A 24846-nucleotide genomic window follows, 5' to 3' on the forward strand; every position below is an offset into this window, starting at 1 on the left:
TGGCTAACGTAAACTGACCTGGAGACCAGTTGAATGAGAAAAACACTGGCGATAGCTTTGTTGTGCTTTTTTGGAACAATCCAGTCCCTGTTTGCCGAGCATATTAAGGGAGGGGAGATGTTTTATGAATACCTGGGGCCTGGTAGTGGTGCAAACACCTCACAATACCGGGTTACGCTAAAGCTGTATATCGACTGTAATGCCAATAGCAGCGGCCAGTTAGACGGCGAGATCAGGTTGACCGTTTACGATAAAGGGAACAACAACCAGTTCGGCAGCCCCTTTACCGCGCCTTCCCAGGGCGACGAATGGCTTCGGTTCGATCCCGCTTCCAACCCCTGTATCAGCAACCCGCCCAACGATGTATGCTACCGGGTGCGGTCTTTTTCCACGGTAATCACACTACCAATCAATCATGCCGGTTATGTTATCGCATATCAACGCTGTTGCCGTATCGACAATATCATCAACCTCGAGCCGCGCAGCAATTCGGTAGGGGCCACTTATATGTGCGAGATCCCCGGTACCAATTCATTACCTGAAGCCTATAAAAATTCAAGTCCACGGTACCTGCCAAACGATGCAACGGCTATTTGCCGCGGCAGTAATTTTACTTTGAGTTTTGCCGCTACTGAACCTAATGGCACCGATTCCCTGGTATATACCTTTTGCAGTGGTTTTGTAGGCGCGTCAACAGGTACGCCTAATCCTTATGCCGCTTCTCCACCGCCATATTCCAGCTTAAATTACCGGCCGCCTTATAGCGGCAACGGACCGCTGGGCGGCCAGGTTACCATCGATTCAAAAACCGGTATCATAAGCGGCATCGCACCTTTCACTATTGGCCAGTATGTGATCACTGTTTGCGCTTACGAATACCGGGAGGGCGTTTTGATAAATATTCACCGCAAGGATGTACATGTAAAGGTTTCTGATTGCATTCCGCTCGAGGCATTGCTGAAACCGAATTATTCCTATTGCGACGATTTTATGGTAACCTTTAAGAACGAACAGGTGAATCCCGCCGGCTCTGTATACACCTGGGATTTTGGCGATGGCACACCGCCTGTAACCACCACCGATATTGAAGGCCGGGTACAACATCAGTTTGCCGATACAGGCACTTACACGGTTAAACTGAAAGTCGTACTGGCCGGTCAGTGTGAAGATGAAACAGTGACATTGGCAAAAGTATATCCGGGGTTCTGGCCGGCGATCAAAGTTACCGGAACATGTGTGTTATTGCCATTGCAGTTTACCGATCAAACAACTTCACGATATGGAAAGGCAGCTAAATGGACCTGGGATTTTGGTGATGAAACTACCAATACCGATGTCAGCAGCGTACAAAACCCTTTCTGGAAATACAGTACCACCGGTTTAAAAACAGTGACACTTACCGTTGAAAGCGACAAAGGATGTGTGGGAACGGTAACCGGAACGGCCGATGTACGCGACAAACCACCGATAACGCTGGCTTTTAAAGATACCCTCATTTGCAGCATAGATACATTGAAACTGAATGCAGGCGGCAACGGTATTTTCTCCTGGGGGCCTATGTACAATATAATGGATGAAAATACCCCCACGCCATCGGTATGGCCAAAAACCACCACCACCTATACCGTTACATTAAACGAAAACGGTTGTGTGAACAGCGAGAACGTACAGGTACGGGTGGTTGATTTTGTAACACTGGATGCCGGTTCCGACAGCACCATTTGCCTTACCGATACATTTCGGTTGAATCCGCAATCCGACGGTTTAAAGTTTGAGTGGGCGGCCAATGTGCCCGGTTATATCAGTGACCCCAATATAAAACAACCCTGGGTATCGCCTACGGCCACTACTACTTACCATGTGATCGCCCGTATTGGTAAATGTATGGCCGATGATGTTGTAACCTATCGCGCCATTCCATATCCTACAGCGAGGGCGGGCGCCGATACGGTAATTTGTTACCAGGATACGGCCAGTATACATGCCAGTATGATCGGGTTCCGTTTTAACTGGAGCCCTGTCAGTACCTTGAGCGATCCCAATAGTTTAAACCCGATGGCCTGGCCACTGAGAACTACTTCGTATGTGCTTAGCGTATATGATACGTTAGGTTGTCCCAAACCGGGCCGCGATACTGTTGTTGTGAACGTTAAAGATGAAATAATCGCATTTGCCGGAAGGGACACTTCCATTGTAGTTGGCCAGCCCCTGCAGTTGAACGGGCGTGGCTCCGACTTTTATGAATGGTTGCCGCCAACGCATCTCAACCGTAACGATATTTCCAATCCCATTGCCATGCTGGATGAGAATTTCTCTTACCAGTTAAAGGCGTATACGGTGGAGGGATGTTTTGACCTCGATACCATCCATATCAAAGTATTTAAAACCGCCCCCGATATATTTGTTCCCAATGCATTCAGGCCTGGCGGCAGCCGTAACAATGTATTGAGGCCTATTCCGGTAGGTATTGCCACCCTCGATTATTTCTGCGTATTCAACCGCTGGGGACAAATGGTGTACAGAGGTTACTCTTCCGAATCGGGGTGGGATGGTACTGTTTCCGGCAAACCGCAGGATGCCGGCACCTATGTATGGATGGCCCGCGGTACCGATTATACGGGTAAACTTGTAACGAGGAAAGGAACGGCGATTTTGTTGAGGTAGGGGGGACGTTAACAAGTGACAAGTTAACAGGTTGACGTGTGGGTAAGTTATTCAGTTATTGAGTTGTTCCACTAGCGTTTTGATATTAGTCAAACATATTCAATTGGTTATGATTTAGATCTTTGAAATATTGTTGTTGAGTTTGTTGAAATAGTTGATTTATGGGCATTCTTTCAAAAATAGAGATGCTTAAAATCTGCAGTATTTCGTAAAGTGATTGCTGAAGCATAAATTTCTTTTTAGCTATGGCGACCAGAACATATACAGATACAGCAATCCATACTTGTGTTTTAACTGCATTTTCAGATTGCCCCCAAAAGGATTTTATTTTTAAATGCTGTTTAATCCATTTAAAAAACAATTCAATTTTCCATCGATGCTTATAAAGCTGTGCGATCTCTGTTGCTTTAAGATGAAAATTATTTGTAAGGAAAACAAATAGTATCCGGCTTTCATTATCATAGAATTTTATCCTTCGAATTTTCTCAGGATAATCTTTAGCAACATAGAAATTGTTAAGTAAAACGCTTTGGTCACACAGTACTCCATTGCTTTTGTCAGATGGATAAGATTTGACCCGCCGACAATTCATGTTGTCTTTAGCCCTAATGATATAAAAAGCTTGACAACCATGAATCCGATAAAGTCGCTTGTAGTCTACATATCCTCTATCCATTATATAAAAGCTATTGGCTTCATAAGAAATAAAGTCCAGTGCATTCATATCATTAACAGAGGCCGAAGAAAAATGTATGAACTCAGGGATGGCGGTTTTCAAATCCAACTGTGTATGTAGCTTTATGCCTCCTTGTGTACTTCGATGGGTTGCCCAATAGAACGTGGACAAGCATAAGTTAATCGTAGTTGAATCAATCGCAAACACATTGTTTTCAAGTTCTACATCCAGACCATTATCGCCTAAATACAATTGCTTGGCTTGTTTAATTAAGAGCATTGCCAGGTCATAATAAATCAGATACGAGCGATTTTCATTTGCAGTAGATAGTGTGCTTTTGGCAACTACATCTCCTATACCCAAGTGATACATTTTATCGGCATTTGCTTTTAAACACAAAATCGTATCGCTTAAGCTTTCCCGATGAGTGAGTTGTCCAAAAGTCATGCACAAAAACTGTTTCCAACAGCTAAATTCCTTCACCTTATAATCGCCTTTATATCGTGTGACAATGGTTTGAAACGAGGTAGATGATACTAAACTCATTATTTGGGAGAAAATATACTTTCCGTTATTCACAAATAATTGATTTGCAATAATATACGGAAAATAAAATTCTCAAAAAATCAAATCGTCTTAGGCCTAAAATCTCACCAAACTCAACACAGACAATACTTTCAAAGAACTTATCATTAAAACATCAAAACGCTAGTGGAGTTGTTCAGTTATTGAGTTATTCAGTTGAAAGTATAAAGTTCGCAGACAAAGCGAGCATGGATCCATGGCTGAGCCGGTACCGATTGCCATTTCTGAAATGGCCATGTGCAGTGACGCTATGAATTTAGGGAACCCTTTCACAGCCTGCCCGATGAAGGCGGGGTTTCACGTTTTCCGTTTCACGATTACCTACTTTACCTAATTTTGCCGCCAAAAACCAGCTAAATGAGAACAGTATTAATCACCGGCGCTACCGCTGGTTTTGGAAAAGCCATTGCTGAAAAATTCGCTTCCAATAATTTCAATGTGATCATAACCGGCCGCCGGGCCAACCGGCTGAACGAGCTGGTAAAACAATTGACCGCCGCTTACAACGTAAAAGTACATGGGCTGGAATTCGATGTGCGCGATAAAAAAGCGGTTTTCAGCGCTATTGAACAATTGCCGGCTGAGTTTAAAAAAATTGATATACTCATCAATAACGCGGGGCTTGCGCTTGGCCGCGATTATTTTGAAGATGCGGATATCGATGATTGGGACACGATGCTCGATACCAATGTTAAGGGAGTGATGTATGTAACAAAAGCCGTTATACCTGGCATGATAGAACGAAAAGAAGGGCACATCATCAACATGGGTTCCATTGCCGGTAAGGAAGTATATGAAAGAGGAAACGGCTATTGCGCTTCGAAATATGGGCTCGATGCATTATCACAATCGATGCGTGTTGATCTGCTGCGGCACAAAATAAAAGTAACCGCCATTCACCCCGGCGCAGCGGAAACCGAATTTTCCATGGTGCGTTTCAAAGGCAACGCTGAAGCTGCGGATAAGATGTATGAAGGATATCAACCGTTATCTGCTGCCGATGTGGCCGATGTTGTTTATTACACAACAACATTACCATCACATGTTTGTATAAATGACCTCGTATTGACCTGTGTTGCACAGGCGAATTCTTTCTATTTGCACCGGTAGTTTTCAATGTTAAAATTCCCTTTATAGTTAGTAGATTCCCTTTAGTGGTATGTAAATTGTGATAGTAATATTAAGCAAACAATACATAATTCATTTAGAATATGTGAAATGTTGGCCTAACTGCTTGCATGAACCGTCAATTTGTGTAGTTTTATGTCAGCTATCAATTCCATAATCCTGCTTAAAAGCCAATTACTATGTGCAAAACCCTATGCGCATGCATCTTAGCATGTATTTGTGTATTTTTCTCCCCATCATTGCAAGCGCAAAATGATGTGATCAAACTTCAAAGTTGCGAAGGCAATCCTTATCAGCAATCTATCGACAGTATAAAAAAAGCCAGTGCCGAACAGGGATATGTACTATTGCGCGAAGCGTCAATTCAAATGGAAAGTGAGTATGAAATGCCGGTTGTTTTACCAATGCAGGCCGGAACGATATATCAATTTGTTTTTATTGGTGATCCGTCTTCAAAATTATATGAAGTTCGAATGTATGATTTCAATGAGCGCCAGGTTGTTTATAAAAGACATCAGTGGGGCGACGTAGATGGTAGTATCATCAGTTACACTTACGTTCCGCAGTTTAGCGAATACCACATGATAAAACCGGTTCAGGTGAACAAGAAGAAAAAGAACTTGTGCGGTTATGTGATGCTGTTAAAAAAGCCGGAGCCAACAGCGAAGAGATAACAAATAACAGTAAACGCTTTATACAAGAAAGGCGGGCCGCGTTGAAGCGTAGCCCGCCTTTTTCAATCATGGACTGATTGAAAAAATTATTATATTGCACCAGGCAGGGTTGTATTCATTGCTTTTATCCATCACGCATACTCCTCAAGACTTTCACCTGACCCTCACAGGACCCTGACGAGACCCTCACAAGACCCTTACGGGACATTCACGAGACATTCACGAGACTTTTACCAGACTTCCATGGTACGCGATTCCTTAATCGATGCTGGTTCAAAGGCCTGTACTCCTTATATAACCCTATTCTTTCGCTTTCCTTACGCTTTTGCACAAGCCTCAGCCATAAGAAGGCCACTACCTGCCTGTTACCAAAAAAAAAGCGCTCCGGTAAAGGAGCGCTATATATGTACAGGGTATTTTGTATGGTTTCCTTATTGCGCCAGTGAGATCCTGATCTGTATACCGGCCCTTGTTGTAGTGATGGGCGGTGAGGTAGAGATCTTCGGTTCTACTCTTCGCTGTTCAAAATAGAATTTCAGGTTTACCCGGTTACTGATCACATAATCGATCGTTGGGTTTATGGTGATCACTTTTTGTCCGTTCGTAGGAAGTGCCTGGTCCTGGTCTAACCGGCTGTTGGCGGTTATGTCGTCGCGGAAGCCAAGGTCTAACCGGAAACTGGCGTCATTTTGCAATGGCTTGCCCTTGATCTTGATCCACGAGAACGCACCGCGCTTTCTGAACCCGGCGCCGATGGTGAACTCTGTCGACCGGTTTTCGCTGAGTTGGAAGTCGATCAAACTCAAGCTCACCGTTCTTGATTTTTTATATTCAAAACGCGCGGTAAGCTGGTTGGTGAACTGCATATCCACATCTATCAAAGGTACAAACTGTTCGCTGATTGAAATGTTGGGCACCAGGAAGTAGGGGATAAAGGCGCCGGTAAGCGTATCGATGAACGAAGGAAAACCGAGATTAGCCGAATCGCGGTACAGCAATGCCGAGCTAAAGCTGTTCATGCTTAACGTACCGGTATAACCATGCGAAATGGTGAAATTGGTAAATATTTTCTCCATGCCTTTTAAGCGGGTGAGGCCAGTATAGGTCAATCGCCAGTTGGGGCGCGGCAAAATACCCGAGAACGGATTGGAGCGGATATTCGGGTTATCTCTTTTAATAAGCGATACCCCTGACGGGTCTTTACCGGTGTATGCCGCAACGAAGGCCGGGATCAATACATCCTGTGCATAACGGCCATAACCGGTATAATAACCATCGGTGGTGAACTGCTGGTTAGGATCGAGCTTTTGCCAATATGGGTTTTGCTCTGCCAGCCTTTTTGATAATATCATCCGGTAATCCTGGAATTTCAGGAAGGTGCTTGTTACCTCGTTCGGTCTTACCGGTGTGAACATTGTCTTCAATGCAATATAACTTACGCTAAAGCTGCCCGATGTATACGGGTTCAACCGGGCAAAATGCATGCCGGTGCCGGTAGTGTCTTTATACAGCTCACTATACATTTTACCAAACGTTTTATCGAACGTAAGGTCAATGGTAAGATCGCGTATCGGGTTCAGCGTGGCTGTTATGTTCAATCGCTGCTGATAATCCTGCCGGTTCTGGTAGTTGAAATTCGAATCGGCGGTGAGCCAGCCTTTGCTTGCCATCATGTTCACGAAGTTGGTATCGGGCTGGCGGCCGAAGATAAATCCAAGACCGGGCGCCATTGATTTAAAGTTCATTCCCAATACGCGTGTGCTATCGGTATAACCATAGATGGTAGCGCTGGCGTTTTCTGAATATTGTACATTCACCCGTTTCAGCATGGTGAGTAAACGGCCAGCGAACTTAACGCCGCTGCCCAATTCAAGCGGCGCGTTTTTGTCGCGCTTCTTTTTCTTTCCGGTAGAATCTGTCTTTTGGCCTGCTCCGGGTGGCAGGGGGCCCTGCGGTGCAGGCGCTGCTTCTTCTTCAAAGGCCCGCAGCAGTCTCGATTTGGCGTACAGCCGGGTAAAGTCTAATTCGGCGGTCACATTCTTTTGTTGTGCATTCGACAGCGTGTTACCCAGTTCGCGGGCAAGCAATGAAGCGGCTAACCAGTCGAAGTTTGCGGTATAACCTGCCCGAACGGTTGTCCAGTCGAGGAACGGCAGTTTGCTTGTTGGCAGGGTATATGAAACCGTTGCCTTATGATTGTACTGGATGGTGCGGCCGCCTTTCCAGAAGTTATGCCACATGCGTTTTTTCTCGGCTTCGCCCAAACGGCCGCTGTCCTCATCAACCCAGGAGCGGTTCAGTGCGGTGAAGTCGAGGTTCAGCGAACGGGTGAAATCCCAGCGCAGGTTATAGGTGCGGTCGAACGTAAAGTATTTATCGTACGTTTCGGGTATCAGGTTCTTTGGCGTACCAACGCTGCGTGGGCGGTAGGTACCGAACTGGCGGTTCACATCGGCCCTGAACCCAAGTAATGTAGGCATGGGGTTGATGTTGAAATCCTTTACCGCCGCTACCCAGGGCGATCTTGATTTTATAAGACGTTTGGCAGGTTCCCAGTATTTGGGGTTGGATGTATAGTTATAACCGAGGCCTGCGCGATGACGCACTACTTCATTGCTTTCGATCAGCGGGTTGTGCTGTTCTTCTTTGTAATAGGAATAGCTCAGGTCCCAGTTCTCGATGCTCCAGATCTGCTGTTTTTTACCGGTCGTATTCAGCTTCTTCACATTGGTGAAGTTGACGGTTTTGATGGTCTTTACATCGATGGCATCGTTACGGATTGAATCCTTGGCGGCGCCTGATGCGGCCTTGAGTTTGTCTTTCAGTTTTATATCCAGATCGTAAGGATCGTATTCGGGGGTTGTAACCGTTTTTGAATAGCTGGCATAAACCGGAATGGAGACACCTGCTTTGGCGGGTAACAGTTTACCCAGCTCGAGGTTGGCTGCCACATCCAGTTGGGTAAAGGCTTCGCGTGAGCGTTCGTTTACCCGTTGTTCCAACGTACCCCAGCCGGTGCTGCGGGCGCTACCGGAAATATACAGGGTACCAAGGTCGGCCAGTTTAATGTCTAATCGGCCGGTTGCAGCCCAGGCGCCCTGTTCATCGAGGCCAGATAAACGAAGCTCGTTGAACCATACTTCGGTACAGGCATCAACCCGGTTAACGTTTTGTACGCCTATGAAGAAGGTACGCACTTCACCAAGGTTGGGGTTGCCCAATATAGAGAACTGTTTGCCATCGCCATCGGTTTCCTGGTAATACTGATAGGTATTGCCGTTATTGTTGCGCGATACTTTCAGCGCGGTCAGCCTTTCGAGCGACAGATCGAGCAGGTTGTTTGTTGGCCATATCAGCTCATCGTCGGTTGTTCCCCATGGCGTAATTTCCAGCGGGATCTTTATCTCATAGAAGTTGCTGATAAGGTCGTTACCGATACGCACTACGGTGTAGAGGTCGCCATTCTTTATATCGGTTGAGCTTTTTACCGACTCGGCGTGCACATACATTTGTAATTGTTTGTACTGACGCAGGTCGAGGTTTATTGTTTTGAACACCCCTCTTGCATCGCCCTGTGCCAGGTTACAAACCTGCAGGCTCAGCGATTGTTCGTTCTGCAACAGGTTCACGTTGTTGTTGCTCAGCTGTTGCTGACGAATAACGCCGGGGGGCGTTCTATAGTTGACAGGATAACGTGATGCATTTTCTTCCACGTTCACGGCCAGTTGTTTTACCGTAGTGGTAGTGTTGGCAGGAATGGGTTTGTACTGATTGGCTGTGTCGAGCAGGTAGTTGAACTGACGCCATTGGTTACGCACCAGCTCGAGTTTGGCGAAACGCAACACCACTGAATCTTCGAAGCCGGTCATGTACATACGAATGAAACGGATCGACTTGAAGTCGGGGATATTACCTACTTTTTGCTGGAACTCCCTGATAGGGATTCGGAACAGGTACCAGGTTTCTGCGGGGCTTCCGCTGGGGCGCACTTCAATACTATCGGTAATGAAGTTTGTGCCCACGCGCATATTGGGTTTTTTCAGGTCAACCCGGTACTGAAAATATTCCTCCAGTTCATTGAGTGTATTATCGCGGTTGAACTCTTCCTGGTCGGGGTACAGTGTAAAGGCGCTTACGAATTTATCGCCGCTGCCGGCAACGGGTGAGTTGCCCTGCGGGTTGTTGATATTTTTGTAACGGGCAAGGATACCGTCGTTTGCACCGAACTGTGCATTACGGTAGTTGATGTAGTCGTCGCTCGAAGGGTCCTGTAAGGCCCGTTGATAGGCGGCTGAGCCAATGCTTTGCAGCTGGTTCAGGTATGCCTGGAATTTCGATTGCTCGGCATCGTTCACCAAACCGTCAAAACCGGCGTCCTGTAAAGGCCTGTCGGCAGGTTCGTTACTGAAGGCCTGCGTAACCTGAATGGGGTTGGCGGGGGCCTTACCCCAATTGGTATTATTGTCTTCCAGGGCGGTGGTCACTGCACCACTGATGCCGTTCTCAAAAAAGCGTTTGCCGTCTTTCAGCACGTCTTCTGAAACATTACCGAGGTTGAAATACAGTTCGCCGCCGCTGCTGCCGGGGTTCAGAATGTATGGGTCCTGTAACCAGAACTCGATGAACTCCACGTTACCGGTTTCAAAGTCAACCTGGTCAATACCGCGCATGATACCGCCCCAACGGCTTTTAGGGTTCAATAACCGGCCGTTAGGGTCGATGCTTCCCGGCCGCGCATCGTAGTTGTATGGACCTCTTTCGGTAGGGTAGTAGGCCATATCGAAAGTTACGAGGCTTCCCTGCCCGAGGTCGGGGGTACGTTGGGGGAAGATGTCTTTTACGTTTATTGAACGAACGCGTGGGTCGTTCAGCAAATTATCGTTAATGGGGTTGTCGGCGCTTGATCTGTCCTGCAACACGGGCTCGATATTATACCATGCGAGTTTAGCGCGGTTGAAACCATATTCGAGGGTGTCGCGTTTTTCGGCTTCGGGGAACAGCCCGTTGCCGGCAGGTGTTGAAGCCAGTCCCCAGCTAACCAGCGGAAAGCGGAGGTCGATGGCATTGCGCGAACCTTCAAAATCATCGATGAACACCTGGCTGCCACTGCCCTTGCCTATCTGCGGCGGGTGGCCCGGTTTCAGGTAAGCCGCTTCACCATAAGCCGTAATGGTACTCATTTCGGTAGTATGGTAAAAGGGGAGCTTATCTAACCAGCGCGTAATGCGGGGCGCCTGGGTCATATAATTGAAGTCGACCCCGTACATGGTATTGCGGATGGGGTCTTCATTGTAGCTTGTTTTTGTAAAGAAGGGGCGTTCTCCCAACCGTACCAGCGAGGCCCCGATCGTCAATTGCTCGCGGGCGGTTTGTTTGGCCATATAGTCGAGCCGTAAACCCATGAAGTTTCGCTGCTGCATTCCATAACCGGCATTGTTCTCAAACTGCACGTTAACGGGTAAGCCTGCGTTAAGAATGGCCTGGTTGATGATCTTAACCGTACCCAGGTTGTAATCTACTATGTAATCCTGGTTTTCTAAAAGTACCTGTCCGCCGGCCGTTACACTCACCGAGCCCTGGGGCACGTTGAAGGCGCCCAGTGAAATTTCGGATGTGCTTTGTCCTTTGGCATAACCGCTGATAACATACCGGTCGAGGTTGGCGTAGGTTTTGGCTATTTCTTTAATGGTGTCGTATAACGGGTAGTAGATGTACTTCTGCTTTATGTCGGGCGTACTGCCGGCAAATGCCACCGCTTCCAGATCGCGGCCGAATGGTTCAAGGGTGGGGAAGATGATACGGGCCTGTTGCGATTGTATGGTAAATCCTTCCAGAAAGTCGAATACCCCATCGGGTAAAGGATCGTTCCGGGCATTCAACCGGTCGAGGTTCATTAGCGTTATCAGTGGAACACCGGGTTTGTCGCCTTCGGGCAAAAAGCGCTTCTGGCCTAAACTGGGTTCTTCATACAAAACGTTCAGCTTGAAATCTGCGGGTTGTACACCGGAGAGGTAACTGCCGTCTTTTGTTTTGAGGGTGTACACGTTCTTCATCATCAGTTCCCACAGCGGCAGGTTGGTACGCTGAGATGTGGCCTTCAACAATTTCAGGAACAGTACTTTTTGTGTGCCTGCAGTTGTGTTGGTAGTATCGGGCGGCACATCCTGTGAAAATTCACCCACCTGGTATATTCTGCCGTTATAGCTGTATTGATAGGCAACCCCCAAAACTTCATCGGGTTGCAGTGGCTGATTGATAGAAAGAAAACCGATCTGCGGATTGTAATAGAAATCGGTTGGGTTCAGTTTGCGGGCAAATGTTTTTTCGAAGTCCTGCACCGGGCGCAACCCTAACGATGATAATTTGCTGGTGATAACAGAGGGTTTGCGGCTGTTGGGGTCGTTGATGATGCGGCGGAACAGATCGTTCGCATCGTTGTGCGGCAGTTGTCCCGCACTGCCCGGCTGCGGCGAATAAAACGGATCGGGCTCGCCAAGGTCCATCAACCCCACCACATCCCTGGTTTCGGTGGTGGAACCATTGCGGTTGGTAACCCAAACTTCCATACGCAGGATCTGCACCTGGGAGGTAACCACCGGCAGTTTCGACATGGCCCTGTTATAGTTCAGCCGGAAATACTGGGCCAACAGGAAGTGACGGTTCTCTTCATAATCGTTGGCCTTGAACTCGAAATAGGTATTGGCCGAACCGCCCTGCAATCCCAGCGACTGCCGCTGCGAGCGCTGGTTGGCCAGCACACCGGTTATGAACAGTTTACCGAACTGGAGCTGGGTTTTTATACCGAAGATATTCTGGGCGCCGGGGATCAGCGTACCCTTTGATGAGAAGGAAATGTTCCCCGCCTCTATCTTTTTTATGATCTCATCATCGGTACCGGTATAATCGAGCTTGAGCTGGTTATCGAAGTCGAAGTTGGCGAGCGTGTTATAGCTGATAGGCAGTTTGAGCTTATCGCCGATATTACCTATAACGCTCAGGTTGGCGTTCATGTCAAAATCGAAACCGCCATTGCGGCGGGCCCGTTCGGGTAATGCCGGGTTTTTGATATTCTGACCCTGGTAACCGGCAATGATATTCACTTCCCCCTGCGGTTTTATCTCGATCTTGCCATTTCCGAAGATGCGGTTGAACAGGTTATCGCTCATTGACATCTTAGGCCGCAGCATTTTGCGGTTCAGTCCGCTCAGGATGTTTGACCGTTTTTTGAAATATTCAGATTCCTGTTTACGGGCCTGTATAGCCATAAACTCCTCAAAGGTGAGATAGGTAGGTTTACGATAGTAAAAATTACCTATTCGTTCAATGATGTAGTATTGCTTTGTTTTGGGATCGTAAACGATAGAGTCCTGGATATTCGACGGGTCGTTCAAACCCATTGAATTTCGTTGAGGAAAGGTAAATTTATCGCCCCGCCTGTCGTGCAGGGGATACTTCAATGTGTCAATGCTTTGCGTACTGCTGGAATCCTTCGCCGGAGCCTGGGCTTTTACGATAGAACTCATACCTACGCAAGCAGCTACTATTAACACAATTGGTGTTATTCTGTTTCTGTAAGGTGCGCGTAACAATCTTCTCTAAAGAATTAGTTAGGTAGAGTTCCGATCCGATAGGCTTAAATGGTTTTTAATGCTTTCTTAATAATATCTTCAACTGCACTAAGAGAAGGTTCCGCTTTTATTACGCGTTGAATGGCTTGTTCCGCTGCAGCCCGGGCTATTCCAAGTGCAATTAAGGCATTTAACGCATCCTGCTCCAACGTATTGTTTATCAAGGGGGAAATATTTAGGCCTGGTTTGGATTTGCTGAGTTTATCCTTCAGTTCCAATACGATCCGTTCGGCCGATTTTTTTCCGATGCCCTTGATGGATTCTAATTGTTTGATATTCCCCTGTACAATGGCGCGCGACAATTCGTCGGGCTTCAAACTAGACAGCATCATTCGTGCAGTAGCTGCACCCACGCCCGATACGCTCAATAACTGCAGAAACAGTTCTTTTTCAGCCACTTCGGAAAAGCCGTACAATGTATGGGCATCTTCCTTTATGTGCAAATGCGTATATAGAAGCCCTTTGTCGAGCGCCTGGATGTGAGAATAGGTGTGCAGACTGATTTGGAGCTCGTATCCCACGCCGTTAGCTTCAATATGTACAACGGCTGGCGTTTTCAATACGAATTGTCCACGAACGAATGCGATCATAGGGCGAAAATAGGAAAGGTTTTCTGGTTTAGCATTTGAAGTTTGCGGAATGTGATTAAATGATAGAAAGTTGTTTCGCTATTTGCAGTTGGGTATATAACAATTACTTAATGAGAGCGTTATAAATGGTTTGTGGTTTGTAGTTTTGGGTTTGGGTTTTTCCGCAATTCAGGATTGCGTTAAATGACTTTTGCGGAATGAACATTTTACCGGAGCTGCAGCACGGATGGTAAGCCTGATGCGGCAGGCTGCACAGCAGGCAGCCAACGACAAACTACAAACCATAAACCATAAACTGGCTTTTATATATCTTTGCCAGCTTATTTGCTCTTATCAATCACTGGTTTTGTTATCAAAAATGATTCAATATCAAACTTGTATAATAGTAGCATGACCCAAAAAATTACTGCCGCCATCACAGCTGTTGGCGGTTTTGTTCCGGAAGAAAAGCTGACAAATGCAGACCTCGAGAAAATAGTAGATACCAACGACGAATGGATCAGGACCCGTACCGGTATTGAAGAAAGAAGGATCTTAAAGGGCGAAAAAGGCACCTCAGACCTAATAACTCCCGCGGTGCAACAAATATTGAAGAAAAGAGGGATCGCACCGGAAGAAATCGACGCCCTGGTAATTGGTACCGTTACCCCGGATATGATGTTCCCTTCTACCGCCAACCTGGTTTGCCACAAGGCCGGATTGAAAAACGCCTGGGGTTTCGACCTGCTGGCTGCCTGCAGTGGTTTCTTATATGCACTCACTACCGGCGCCTCTCTTATTGAAAGCGGCCGTTATAAAAAAGTGATCGTAGCCGGGGGCGACAAAATGAGCTCAATTGTCGACTATAGCGATCGTACTACCTGTATCATCTTTGGCGATGGCGCTGCGGCTGTATTGCTGGAAGCCAATACCGAAGGGTACGGTGTTCTCGACAGCATTCTGAAAAGCGATGGCAGCGGATGCCAGCACCTGCATATGAAAGCAGGCGGCTCACTGCGCCCGGCTTCTGCTGAAACAGTTGCCAATAAAGAGCACTTCATTTACCAGGAAGGTCAACCCGTATTCAAAGCGGCGGTAAAAGGAATGGCCGATGTAAGCGCCGAACTGCTTGAAAGAAATAAACTCACCGGTGATGATATTGCATGGCTGGTTCCGCACCAGGCCAACAAACGCATCATTGACGCCACTGCCGATCGTATGGGCCTTACCCACGATAAAGTGATGTTGAATATTATGCGTTATGGCAATACCACCGCGGGCACTATTCCTTTGTGTTTGTGGGATTGGGAAAGCAAACTGAAAAAAGGCGATAACATTGTGCTGGCGGCCTTTGGCGGCGGCTTTACCTGGGGCGCTACATTACTTAAATGGGGATATTAGGGCAATGTGATAATGTGCTAATTTGATAATGTGATAATGCTTTATGTGCGGCCTCGCTATTGAATGCGAAGTGTCCTGTATGCGGAAGCGCATCGCAAAAATGCCTGTTTTTGCAGGGTGCATTTATTGTAATTTTTGATCTGTCGCTACAGCGAAATGTATATATTCCTCTATGCCGGATGTTGAAGTAAAGAAAGTACTTCAATATTCGGCATTTTACATTTGGTATTTATTATTTTTAAACATGGCTAACAAAGAATTCCCATTTACCGGCTTTACCTCGCTGGCAATTCATGCCGGTCATGAGCAGGATCCGAATTACGCGCACCTCACACCAATTTACGCTTCTTCAACATTCGTTTATGATACCGCAGAGCAGGGCATGCGCCGCTTTAGTAAACAGGAGGAAGGATACATTTACAGCCGTTGGGGCAACCCTACATTCACCGAAGCTGAAAAAAAGCTGGCTGCCATGGAGTGTTTCGGCATAACAGACGCTACAGGCAAACCATTGGTGGCGAAAGCGCTGTTGCATGCATCGGGCATGGCTGCCATCAGTTCGCTGTTCCTCTCGAACCTGAAAGCTGGCGATCAGATACTGTCGCATTATTCATTATATGGCGGTACACAGGAAACGATGGATAAAGTACTGCCGGGTTTAGGTATTGAAGCGGTGATCGTTGATCTGCGCGATCTCAACAAAGCGGAAGAAGCCCTGAAAGCGCATCCGAAAATAAAGATGGTGTATCTCGAAACGCCCGCCAATCCCACTTTACAATGTGTAGATATAGAAGCGCTCACCACGCTGGCCGGCAAATATGGCAAGCTGGTGGCTTGTGATAATACATTTGCCACTCCTTACCTGCAACAGCCGTTCAGGTACGGCGTTGATTTTATAGTACACTCTACCACCAAGTTCCTGAACGGGCATGGCACTGCGATAGGCGGGGTTTTGATTGGGCGTGATATTGAATTCATGACCACCCGGGCAGAAAAGACCATGCAATTGCTGGGCGGAAACAGCAACCCTTTTGATGCGTTCCTGCTTGTAAATGGCATGCGCACTCTTGAAGTACGTATGGAACGGCATTGCCATAATGCCATTGAAATTGCCAACTACCTTGAAGGCCATCCGGCCGTTGCCAAAGTAAATTTTACCGGGCTGCCCTCACATCCTGATTTTTATCTTACCACCAAACAAATGCGACACCCCGGCGCCATTATGAGCATTGAGCTCAAAGGCGGTTTGGAGGCGGGCAAACAAATGATGAACCGCCTGCTGTTGTGCACCCGAACCGTTTCGCTGGGTACCTGCGATACCTTGTTGTGCCACCCCGCATCCATGACGCACTACGGCGTACCGAAAGAACAACGCGAAAAATATGGCATTACAGATGGGCTTATACGCATGAGTATCGGTATGGAGAATGTACAGGATATTCTCATTGACCTGGAGCAATCGCTTAAAGGTTTGTAGTTTGCCGTTTGTGGTTTGTTGTTCTATTTATTCAGAATGCGCTTTATTGCCTGCCGGCAGTCTTTAAGTTTGAACAACCATAAACTAACAACAATAAACCATAAACTTTATATATGAAATGGATTCATTGGTTAACGGCGATCACGCTGGTATCGGGGTGCCAACTTTCATCAGACAACAAATTCGGGCTTATCATTCGCAATGGAATGATCTACGACGGCAATGGCAAAAAGCCATATAAAGGCGATATTGCCATCAATGCCGATACCATTGCTTATGTTGGCGATCTCAGCGGTGCATATGCCCGTAATGTGATCGATGCCAAAGGCATGGCCATTGCGCCCGGATTTATAAACATGCTTAGCTGGGCCAACGAATCGCTTATTCAGGATGGCCGTTCACAGGGCGATATAAAACAGGGTATAACCCTTGAAGTAATGGGTGAAGGCGAAAGCATGGGCCCATTGTCGCCATCGATGAAAAATGAAATGGAGCAGTACCAGACCGCCGTTAAATATAAAGTGGAATGGACTACCCTGGGTGAGTACCTGAACTACCTGCAGAAAAAAGGCGTGTCGTGCAATGTTGCTTCATTTGTAGGCGCCACTACGGTTCGCCGTTATATCATTGGCGAAGATAACCGCGAGCCTTCACCGGCCGAACTCGACAGCATGCGGCAGCTGGTTGCGCAGTCAATGAAAGAAGGTGCGCTGGGTGTTGGTTCTTCCCTTATTTATCCGCCTGCCTTTTTTGCAAAGACCGATGAGCTGGTGGCATTGTGCGAAGAGGCCGCGCGTTATGGCGGTTCCTATATATCACATATGCGCAGCGAAGGCACGCAATTGTATGAAGCGCTGGAAGAACTGATCACCATTGCCCGGCGTGCGCACATTCATGCCGAAGTATATCATTTGAAAGCGGCGGGTAAAAGCAACTGGACTAAAATTGACAGTGTGATCCGCCGGATAGAACGCGCCCGGGCCGAAGGTCTCGATATCACCGCCAATATGTACAACTATATTGCCGGCGGTACCGGGCTAACCGCCTGTTTGCCGCCTTCATTACAGGATGGCGGGTTTGGAAAACTGCGCAGCCGTTTGCACGACCCCGCCATTCGCAAACAAACCATCCGCGACATGAATACGCCTGCCACTACCTGGGAGAACTTTTATGCAGCGGCCGGTTCGCCCGATCGCATTTTGCTGGTAGGCTTCAGGCAGGATAGTCTTAAGAAATACATTGGTAAATCGTTGGGCGAAATTGCCCGCCTGCGGAACAGGCAGCCCGATGAAACGGCGTTGGACCTCATTCTGGAAGACAGCTCGCGTATTGAATCGATTTATTTTTTAATGGATGAGGCGAATATCAAAAAGCAACAGCAAATACCGTGGATGAGCTTTGGAAGCGATGAAGGCTCTTATACCCCCGAAGGCGTTTTTCTGCAGTTCAACTGCCATCCCCGCGCATATGGCAATTTTGCCCGTTTGCTGGGTAAATATGTTCGCGATGAGAAAGTGATGCCCCTTGAAGAAGCCATTCGTAAATTGACCAAACTGCCTGCAACGAACCTGCGCATTGAACGCCGCGGGGTGCTGAAGGAAGGCAATTATGCCGATGTGGTTGTTTTTGACCCGGCGGCCATTCAGGACCATGCCACATTCGATAAACCACACCAGTTTGCCACGGGGGTAACACATGTGCTGGTAAATGGGGTAGTGGTTCTCAAAGATGGGGAACATACCGGCGCCAAACCCGGAAGGTTTGTAAAAGGTGCCGGGTTCAATAAGCAATAGACTATAGGCAATGGGCAAATTATTTCAAGGCTGATAACTAAAAGGCCGGCCTCCTGATTTGCAAAGAACTAAACTGACAACATAAAATCTATTCACTATATAAACATGAAAATTAATATTCGTCGTGCTGTAAAAGAAGATTGTGCCCGGTTACTCGAGCTCATTCATGAATTGGCTGTATATGAAAAAGCGGCGCAGGAAGTAACGGTTAGTATGGAACATTTTGTAGAAAGCGGATTTGGAAAACAACCGGTTTGGTGGGCCTTCGTGGCCGAAGCCGACGGACAGGTTGAAGGATTTGCCATTTATTACATTCGCTACAGTACCTGGAAGGGCCAGCGAATGTACCTCGAAGACCTGATCGTTACCGAAAAAATGCGGGGCAAAGGATTGGGCAAAATGCTTTTCGATCAATTGATTATAGAGGCGAAAGAAAAAGGTTTCCATGGCATAACCTGGCAGGTGCTGGAGTGGAACGAGCCGGCTATCAACTTCTATAAAAAGTACAACGCAGGCTTTGATCCCGAGTGGATCAATTGTAGCCTTACGATTAGTTGAAAAGTTGATAAAGTTGAAAAAGTTGATAAAGGGTAAGTCGATCGTAAGAAGCAGGAGGGAAGGATCACGGTTTTAATATTCCTGCTTCTTACTTCCTGCCCCTCTGCTTATTACTGCCGATGCCCGGATTGCTGCCCCAATTTCTGGTCCCCGGTTCCGGTCCCACTCCAAAAAAACTTAACACTTTCGCCTCCCAACCTTTTCCCCAATTATTTGTAACTTGTTAAAGTTATCAGGGATTTACCTTCTCCGCTATGAAAAGTTCCACTGAATTAGCAACTTTATAATCGATACCGGTCACATAGAAAAAAGTTCAGGTTCTAGTATGAAAACAATTGTAGCAGGCGCTGTAATTTTTATCGGGCTTTCTGTAGTTAGCTGCAGAAAAAATCATGACGTTATCAGCCGTGAGGTCAAGAACGACACCGCTGCAAATTATGCGCGTGATATCTATCTCTGGTACAATAACATTCCGGGATCATTTGATGCACACGAATTCTCTGACCCCAACGGGGTTATGCAGGGCATCCGGGCTTTTAGCGAAGAACCCGGTTTCAATACACCGGTCGATCGCTGGAGTTTCGCCATGCTGAAAAGCGAATGGGACAAACTTAGCTCCGGCATTGGCGGTGACTTCGGTATGAACGTCTTTTTTTTCACCAATTCAGATCTGCGGGTATCATATGTAGAACCCGAATCGCCGGCGGGCAAGGCTGGCATCAAACGCAGCTGGCATATAAAGCAGATCAATGGGAACGGGAATATAAACTCAGGCAATGCGGCAGGAATAATTCAGGCTGTTTATCAAAGTACAACGGGCACTTTTTTGTTTGGGCGCCCCAACGCAGCCGATACAACCATTGCACTGAAAGCCGCATCGTACAAAGAGCATCCTTTATTATTCGATACCGTGTATAACACCGGCAGCACCAAAACCGGTTATTTTGTTTTCAATTCATTTCTTGGCGATACTTCTGAGATCAGGGATGGGTTTATCCGCATCTTCGAAAAGTTCAGCAACGAGCATGTACAGGATGTGGTGGTTGACCTGCGCTATAACGGCGGGGGATATGTATCGGTACAAAACCTGCTGGCCAACTACCTGGTTCCATCGGCCGGCAACCAGCAGGTTATGCTTACCGAAGAGTTTAACGCCCGGTATAAATCATTCAACGTTACAGAGAATTTCAATAAAAAAGGAAACCTCGATCTCAACAGGCTGTTCTTTATTGTAAGCCAGAGCACCGCCTCGGCGAGTGAGCTGCTCATCAACAGCCTGATGCCTTATATGGATGTTCACCTGGTAGGGCCTACCCGCACGCACGGCAAACCGGTTGGCTTTTATCCCATTCCGGTTTTTGATTGGTACATTTTTCCCGTATCGTTCCGTACGATAAACAGGAATGGTGAAGGCAATTATTTCAACGGGTTAGATCTCAGCCACCAGGTTGCAGATGGGCTCGATAAAGACTGGGGCGATGCCGGAGAGCAATGTTTGAGCTCGGTACTGAATTTCATCAATAATGGCAGCTTTGCCCGCATGGCTGTTTCGCCGCAGCAACGGCTCAGTTTAACCGAAGAAGTATTGAGCCTTAATGCCCGCATGGGGCAGCCTAAGTTCAGGGGAATGATCAGGTAAAGGCATAGCTGCAAGCAGCAAGCTTCAAGCTATAGCTGTAAGCAAATACATAATACAGCTTCAAGCTTCAGGCGGGAGGCAAATACAAAGGTATAAAGGCACCGAGGTAGCGAGTTAATACGATAAATACAAGAGAGGGTTAACTGCGGTCAGATAATCCCTGGGGCATAAAGTAAAGGCATAAAGGCACCGAGGTAACGAGTTAATACCATAAATGCAAAAGAGGATCATCTGATTAAGTTGATCCTCTTTTGCATTTACTTGTAATTTGCAGTTTGCAGGTTAAGCGGGGTAACAATTACTTAGGGTTTTACTTGTTGGCTTTATGCCTTGCAGCCTCATTGCCTCGTTTAACTAACCCCATCGATAGTCACCTTTTTGTCGATCTTCCCGATTAGCCCCTGCAATACTTTACCGGGACCGCATTCAGTAAAATGATCGCCGCCATCGGTGATCATTGTTTTGATACTCTGGGTCCACTTCACAGCGCTTGTCAGCTGATCGATAAGATTTTGTTTGATATCTTCTTTATTGCCTACGGCTTTAGCCACAACGTTTTGATAAACAGGGCAATTAGGATGATAGAACGTGGTAGCTTCAATTGCTTTTGATAATTCGGCTTTGGCAGGTTCCATCAGTGGTGAGTGAAAAGCGCCGCTTACCGGTAAAACCAGCGCGCGTTTGGCGCCGGCAGCTTTCAGCCGCTCGATGGCAACTTCTATACCTTTGATGCTGCCGCTGATAACCAGCTGGCCCGGACAATTATAATTCGCCGGTACAACCACTTCGTCGGTTTCTTCCTGGATCTGAGCGCAGATCTCTTCAACTTTTGCATCATCGAGACCCAGTACGGCCGCCATGGTGGAGGGATTGCTTTCGCAGGCTTTTTGCATGGCCGTTGCCCGGATGCTTACCAGTTTCAATCCATCTTCAAAGCTCAATACGCCATTCGCCACCAATGCCGAAAACTCGCCCAGTGAATGACCGGCAACCATTTCGGGACGTGCATTATCAATACTTTTAAATGCGATCACGGAATGAAGAAAAATGGCGGGTTGGGTTACCCTGGTTTGTTTCAGATCTTCTTCAGTGCCGTTAAACATGATATCCGAAATACGAAACCCCACAATCTCATTCGCCTGTTCAAATAATCTTTTCGCAAAAGCGCTGTTTTCATAGTGGTCTTTTCCCATGCCCGGAAACTGAGAACCCTGTCCCGGGAACACAAAAGCATGTGTCATAATGTAAAAAGGGGTTTAAAAAACAAAAATGCCACAAAGGTTTTAACTATCCAAAAAGAAGTAGGGGGCAGGAGGTAGAAAAGGGTGGAACCGCCTTCAAAGTCAGGCCCACCCTGTGTTTTAATTAAATTTTTTTCTTTCAGATTTCTGCTTCCGCCGTCCGTGTCGGACCGCCGACCTATATGTCAGACTTAATATTAATGTAACCGCGATGAGATCAGTTTGGTGAACTCGCTGCGGGTTTCATTTTTTTCAAACTCGCCCCAGAAGGCCGATGTAGTGGTTACGGAGTTTTGTTTTTGTACTCCCCGCATCATCATACACAGGTGCGATGCCTCAATAACCACTGCCACGCCAAGGGGTTGCAGGGTTTCTTTTATGGCATCTAGTATTTGGGTGGTAAGCCGTTCCTGTACCTGTAGGCGCCGGGCATATACATCAACCACCCGGGCCAGTTTGCTTAAACCGGTAATATAGCCATTAGGAATATAGGCAATATGCGCTTTACCGAAGAAAGGCAGTATATGGTGTTCACAAAGGCTGTATAATTCAATATCCTTAACCAGGATCATTTCGCTTACGTTCTCTTTGAACTTGGCTGAATTTAAAATAGCCCTTGCATCCATTTCATACCCCTGCGTCATGTATTGCATTGCCTTGGCAACCCGTTCCGGCGTTTTAACTAATCCTTCGCGCTCGGGATCTTCACCCAACAGCGAAAGGGTTTCGCGGTAATGATGAATCAGACCCGGCATGATCTTATCTTCGTATTGGTCGATTTTTTTGTAAGCCATTTCGTTGATTTATTTTATAATGCTGAACGCTGAATGCAAAACGCAGAACGCAAAATGCTGAATGCCAACGCCTGGTTGGCCTCCTGCTATTGCGCCGGGAACTCTACAAAGTTCCTTTCTGTTTCGTACAACCGCACCTGCAGGTCGAGCTTTGCATCAATTTGTTCACGTAACAGATCGTAGATCACCACGCAAATATTTTCAGCCGTCGGGTTCAGTGTTTTGAAGTATTCGGTATCGAGGTTAAGGTTCTTATGATCGAACCTTTCAAGCACATGGTCCCTGATGAGCTCGCTTAATATTTTCATGTCCATTACATAACCGGTTTCCGGATCGGGCTCGCCGGTTACTTTCACCACTACTTCATAATTATGGCCATGAAAGCTGGGATTGTTGCATTTGCCAAACACGGCATCGTTCTTAGCCATATCCCAGGCAGGATTATATAAGCGGTGGGCCGCGTTAAAATGTTCCTTTCGGTAAACAGCTACTTTTCTGCTCATGTTATTCAAAATACAAAGTAAAAAGCTTTTAAATGTATGTATGCCGGTTTCACGACAATTGCGACAACCGGCCTATTCGCCAAAATACTCCACAAAAATGCGGGGTGTTTCATACAACTTAATGCCATGCAGTTGCACACCGGCCGGTATGTGGGGCTCCAATTGCTTCCAGATGGCAATGGCCAGGTTTTCGGTAGAACAAAGCTGGTCCTTCATGAACGGCACATCTACATTAAGGTTTTTATGGTCTAATTGTTCAGTTACGTATTGATTAATAATGCGGCTCAGCGCTTTAACATCGCATACAAACCCGGTATCGGGGTTGGGGCGGCCTTTTACGGTAACATACAGTTCGTAATTGTGGCCATGCCAGTTCTCATTGGCACATTTTCCAAAAACCTGTTCATTCTGTTCCTTGCTCCACCTGGGGTTGTATAATTTATGGGCGGCATTAAAGTGTTCAACACGAGTCAAATACACCATTGTTGTCGTGAAAATTTGCCGCAAAGGTAAGATATAGCAGGCAGAAGCGCCAATGAATAAGGCACAGGGGGGTGGTTATTGGGTACAGGGAGGAGAATTTAAGGGATAAAGGCGGAAGCCAGAAGGCACAAGGCAAAAAGGTACAAAGCGAATGGCACAAGATTTAAAAAAGGAACGGCGCAGGGGCAAGGGCGGCTTGACCGGATCGCCCGGGTCTTTAATTACCCGACCGTAAATTAAGGGCCTGTAACCCCGCAAAGCGGGGCAAGCTCTGAAACTTGCAGCCTGCAACTTGCCTTTCTCCCCTTAGCTTTGCACCATGGATATTTTGCTTTTAGCGGCTACAAGCTTTGAAATTCAACCCACTATAAACTTTTTGGCCAACAGGGATCATATCGACGGCGGCAACCGTTTCGATGTGCTGATCGCGGGCATCGGCTGTATGAGCACGGCTTACTGGCTTACCAAAACCATTGAGAAAAAAAGGCCCGGTTTCATCATTCAGGCCGGAATAGGCGGCAGCTTTTCTGCCGATTATCCGCCGGGAAGCCTGGTGCTGGTAAATGAAGAAGTGAGCGGCGACCTTGGCGTGGAGGAGAATAATGAGTTTAAAGATGTATTCGATATGGGCCTGCCCCAGATCACTGACCCATATACCGGTAAAGATCTTGTCAATACCCATACCGATCTGCTGCTGCAACAGAAATTACCCCTGGTAAAAGCGGTTACCATCAGCGAGATCACCACCCGCCCTGAAAGGCTACGGCAACTGCAACAAAAATACCGGCCGGTTGTTGAGTCGATGGAAGGCGCTGCTTTTCATTATATAGCATTGATGGAAAAAATTCCATATATGCAGTTGCGCGCAGTTTCGAACTTTGTAGGCGAACGCGATAAAAGTAAATGGAAGATGAAGGAGGCGATCGGGTTGCTAAATGAAAGATTGATACAGATGGTGACTGAAAGTTTTAAATGATGAGTTTGTAAGTTATTCAGTCATTCTGTTGTTCAGTTCGTAGCTGGCCAAAAAACT

16 protein-coding genes are annotated in these 24846 nt (G+C 46.9%); 9 read left to right on the forward strand and 7 right to left on the reverse strand.

The features are described 5' to 3' along the window. Positions 1-33: 33 nt before the first annotated feature. Entirely contained in the window at positions 34-2664 is a 2631-nt protein-coding gene (locus tag A4R26_RS20190; RefSeq protein WP_081167413.1) for a PKD domain-containing protein, read from the forward strand. Between the two features lie 85 nt (positions 2665-2749). Here A4R26_RS20190 and A4R26_RS20195 read toward each other — a convergent pair whose 3' ends face one another. Further along, positions 2750-3919 (reverse strand): IS4 family transposase, encoded by a 1170-nt coding sequence (locus A4R26_RS20195; RefSeq protein ID WP_081167417.1) that lies wholly within the window; start codon positions 3917-3919, stop codon positions 2750-2752. A gap of 363 nt (positions 3920-4282) precedes the next feature. On the opposite strand from A4R26_RS20195, the gene A4R26_RS20200 reads away from it, so the two are divergent. Beyond that, entirely contained in the window at positions 4283-5035 is a 753-nt protein-coding gene (locus A4R26_RS20200; protein ID WP_081167421.1) for an SDR family NAD(P)-dependent oxidoreductase, read from the forward strand. Positions 5036-5310: 275 nt separating this feature from the next. Further along, positions 5311-5727 carry a hypothetical protein gene (locus A4R26_RS20205; protein ID WP_133054741.1) on the forward strand — a complete coding sequence of 139 codons (417 nt, stop codon included), beginning with the start codon at positions 5311-5313 and terminating at the stop codon, positions 5725-5727. Between the two features lie 431 nt (positions 5728-6158). Here the strand turns inward: A4R26_RS20205 and sov are convergent, their stop codons facing one another. Continuing rightward, positions 6159-13250: a T9SS outer membrane translocon Sov/SprA gene (sov, locus tag A4R26_RS20210; protein WP_081167429.1), complete on the reverse strand. Its 7092-nt coding sequence runs from the start codon at positions 13248-13250 to the stop codon at positions 6159-6161. 110 nt (positions 13251-13360) lie between these two features. Next, positions 13361-13945, reverse strand: coding sequence for a Holliday junction branch migration protein RuvA (ruvA, locus tag A4R26_RS20215; protein WP_081167433.1), 585 nt, complete (start codon positions 13943-13945; stop codon positions 13361-13363). A 390-nt stretch (positions 13946-14335) separates the two neighbouring features. Between ruvA and A4R26_RS20220 the strand changes: the two genes are divergently transcribed. The 5 genes from A4R26_RS20220 (at position 14336) to A4R26_RS20240 (ending at position 20792) form a co-directional block, all read left to right on the forward strand. Beyond that, positions 14336-15325: a beta-ketoacyl-ACP synthase III gene (locus A4R26_RS20220; RefSeq protein ID WP_081167436.1), complete on the forward strand. Its 990-nt coding sequence runs from the start codon at positions 14336-14338 to the stop codon at positions 15323-15325. Positions 15326-15569: 244 nt separating this feature from the next. Then, positions 15570-16802 (forward strand): trans-sulfuration enzyme family protein, encoded by a 1233-nt coding sequence (locus tag A4R26_RS20225; RefSeq protein WP_081167541.1) that lies wholly within the window; start codon positions 15570-15572, stop codon positions 16800-16802. A gap of 113 nt (positions 16803-16915) precedes the next feature. After that, positions 16916-18595, forward strand: coding sequence for an N-acyl-D-amino-acid deacylase family protein (locus A4R26_RS20230; protein ID WP_081167439.1), 1680 nt, complete (start codon positions 16916-16918; stop codon positions 18593-18595). Positions 18596-18700: 105 nt separating this feature from the next. Beyond that, positions 18701-19153 (forward strand): GNAT family N-acetyltransferase, encoded by a 453-nt coding sequence (locus A4R26_RS20235; RefSeq protein ID WP_081167442.1) that lies wholly within the window; start codon positions 18701-18703, stop codon positions 19151-19153. A gap of 325 nt (positions 19154-19478) precedes the next feature. After that, complete coding sequence (locus A4R26_RS20240) at positions 19479-20792, forward strand: S41 family peptidase (RefSeq protein ID WP_081167446.1); 1314 nt, start codon at positions 19479-19481, stop codon at positions 20790-20792. 350 nt (positions 20793-21142) lie between these two features. On the opposite strand, the gene fabD is transcribed toward A4R26_RS20240, so the two are convergent. From fabD to A4R26_RS20260, 4 genes are all read right to left on the reverse strand, one after another. Next, entirely contained in the window at positions 21143-22033 is an 891-nt protein-coding gene (fabD, locus tag A4R26_RS20245) for an ACP S-malonyltransferase (RefSeq protein WP_081167449.1), read from the reverse strand. A 197-nt stretch (positions 22034-22230) separates the two neighbouring features. Beyond that, the gene (folE, locus tag A4R26_RS20250) at positions 22231-22827 is read right to left on the reverse strand and encodes a GTP cyclohydrolase I FolE (RefSeq protein WP_081167452.1); all 597 of its coding nucleotides are present in this window, start codon (positions 22825-22827) and stop codon (positions 22231-22233) included. Between the two features lie 86 nt (positions 22828-22913). Next, entirely contained in the window at positions 22914-23330 is a 417-nt protein-coding gene (locus A4R26_RS20255) for a 6-pyruvoyl trahydropterin synthase family protein (RefSeq protein WP_081167456.1), read from the reverse strand. Positions 23331-23402: 72 nt separating this feature from the next. Then, the gene (locus A4R26_RS20260) at positions 23403-23813 is read right to left on the reverse strand and encodes a 6-pyruvoyl trahydropterin synthase family protein (RefSeq protein WP_081167459.1); all 411 of its coding nucleotides are present in this window, start codon (positions 23811-23813) and stop codon (positions 23403-23405) included. Positions 23814-24132: 319 nt separating this feature from the next. Between A4R26_RS20260 and mqnB the strand changes: the two genes are divergently transcribed. Continuing rightward, positions 24133-24789: a futalosine hydrolase gene (mqnB, locus tag A4R26_RS20265; RefSeq protein WP_081167462.1), complete on the forward strand. Its 657-nt coding sequence runs from the start codon at positions 24133-24135 to the stop codon at positions 24787-24789. The last annotated feature ends 57 nt before the right edge of the window (positions 24790-24846 follow it).

It is taken from the genome of Niastella populi (assembly GCF_002078015.1).
In the GTDB taxonomy this organism is placed as follows: domain Bacteria; phylum Bacteroidota; class Bacteroidia; order Chitinophagales; family Chitinophagaceae; genus Niastella; species Niastella populi.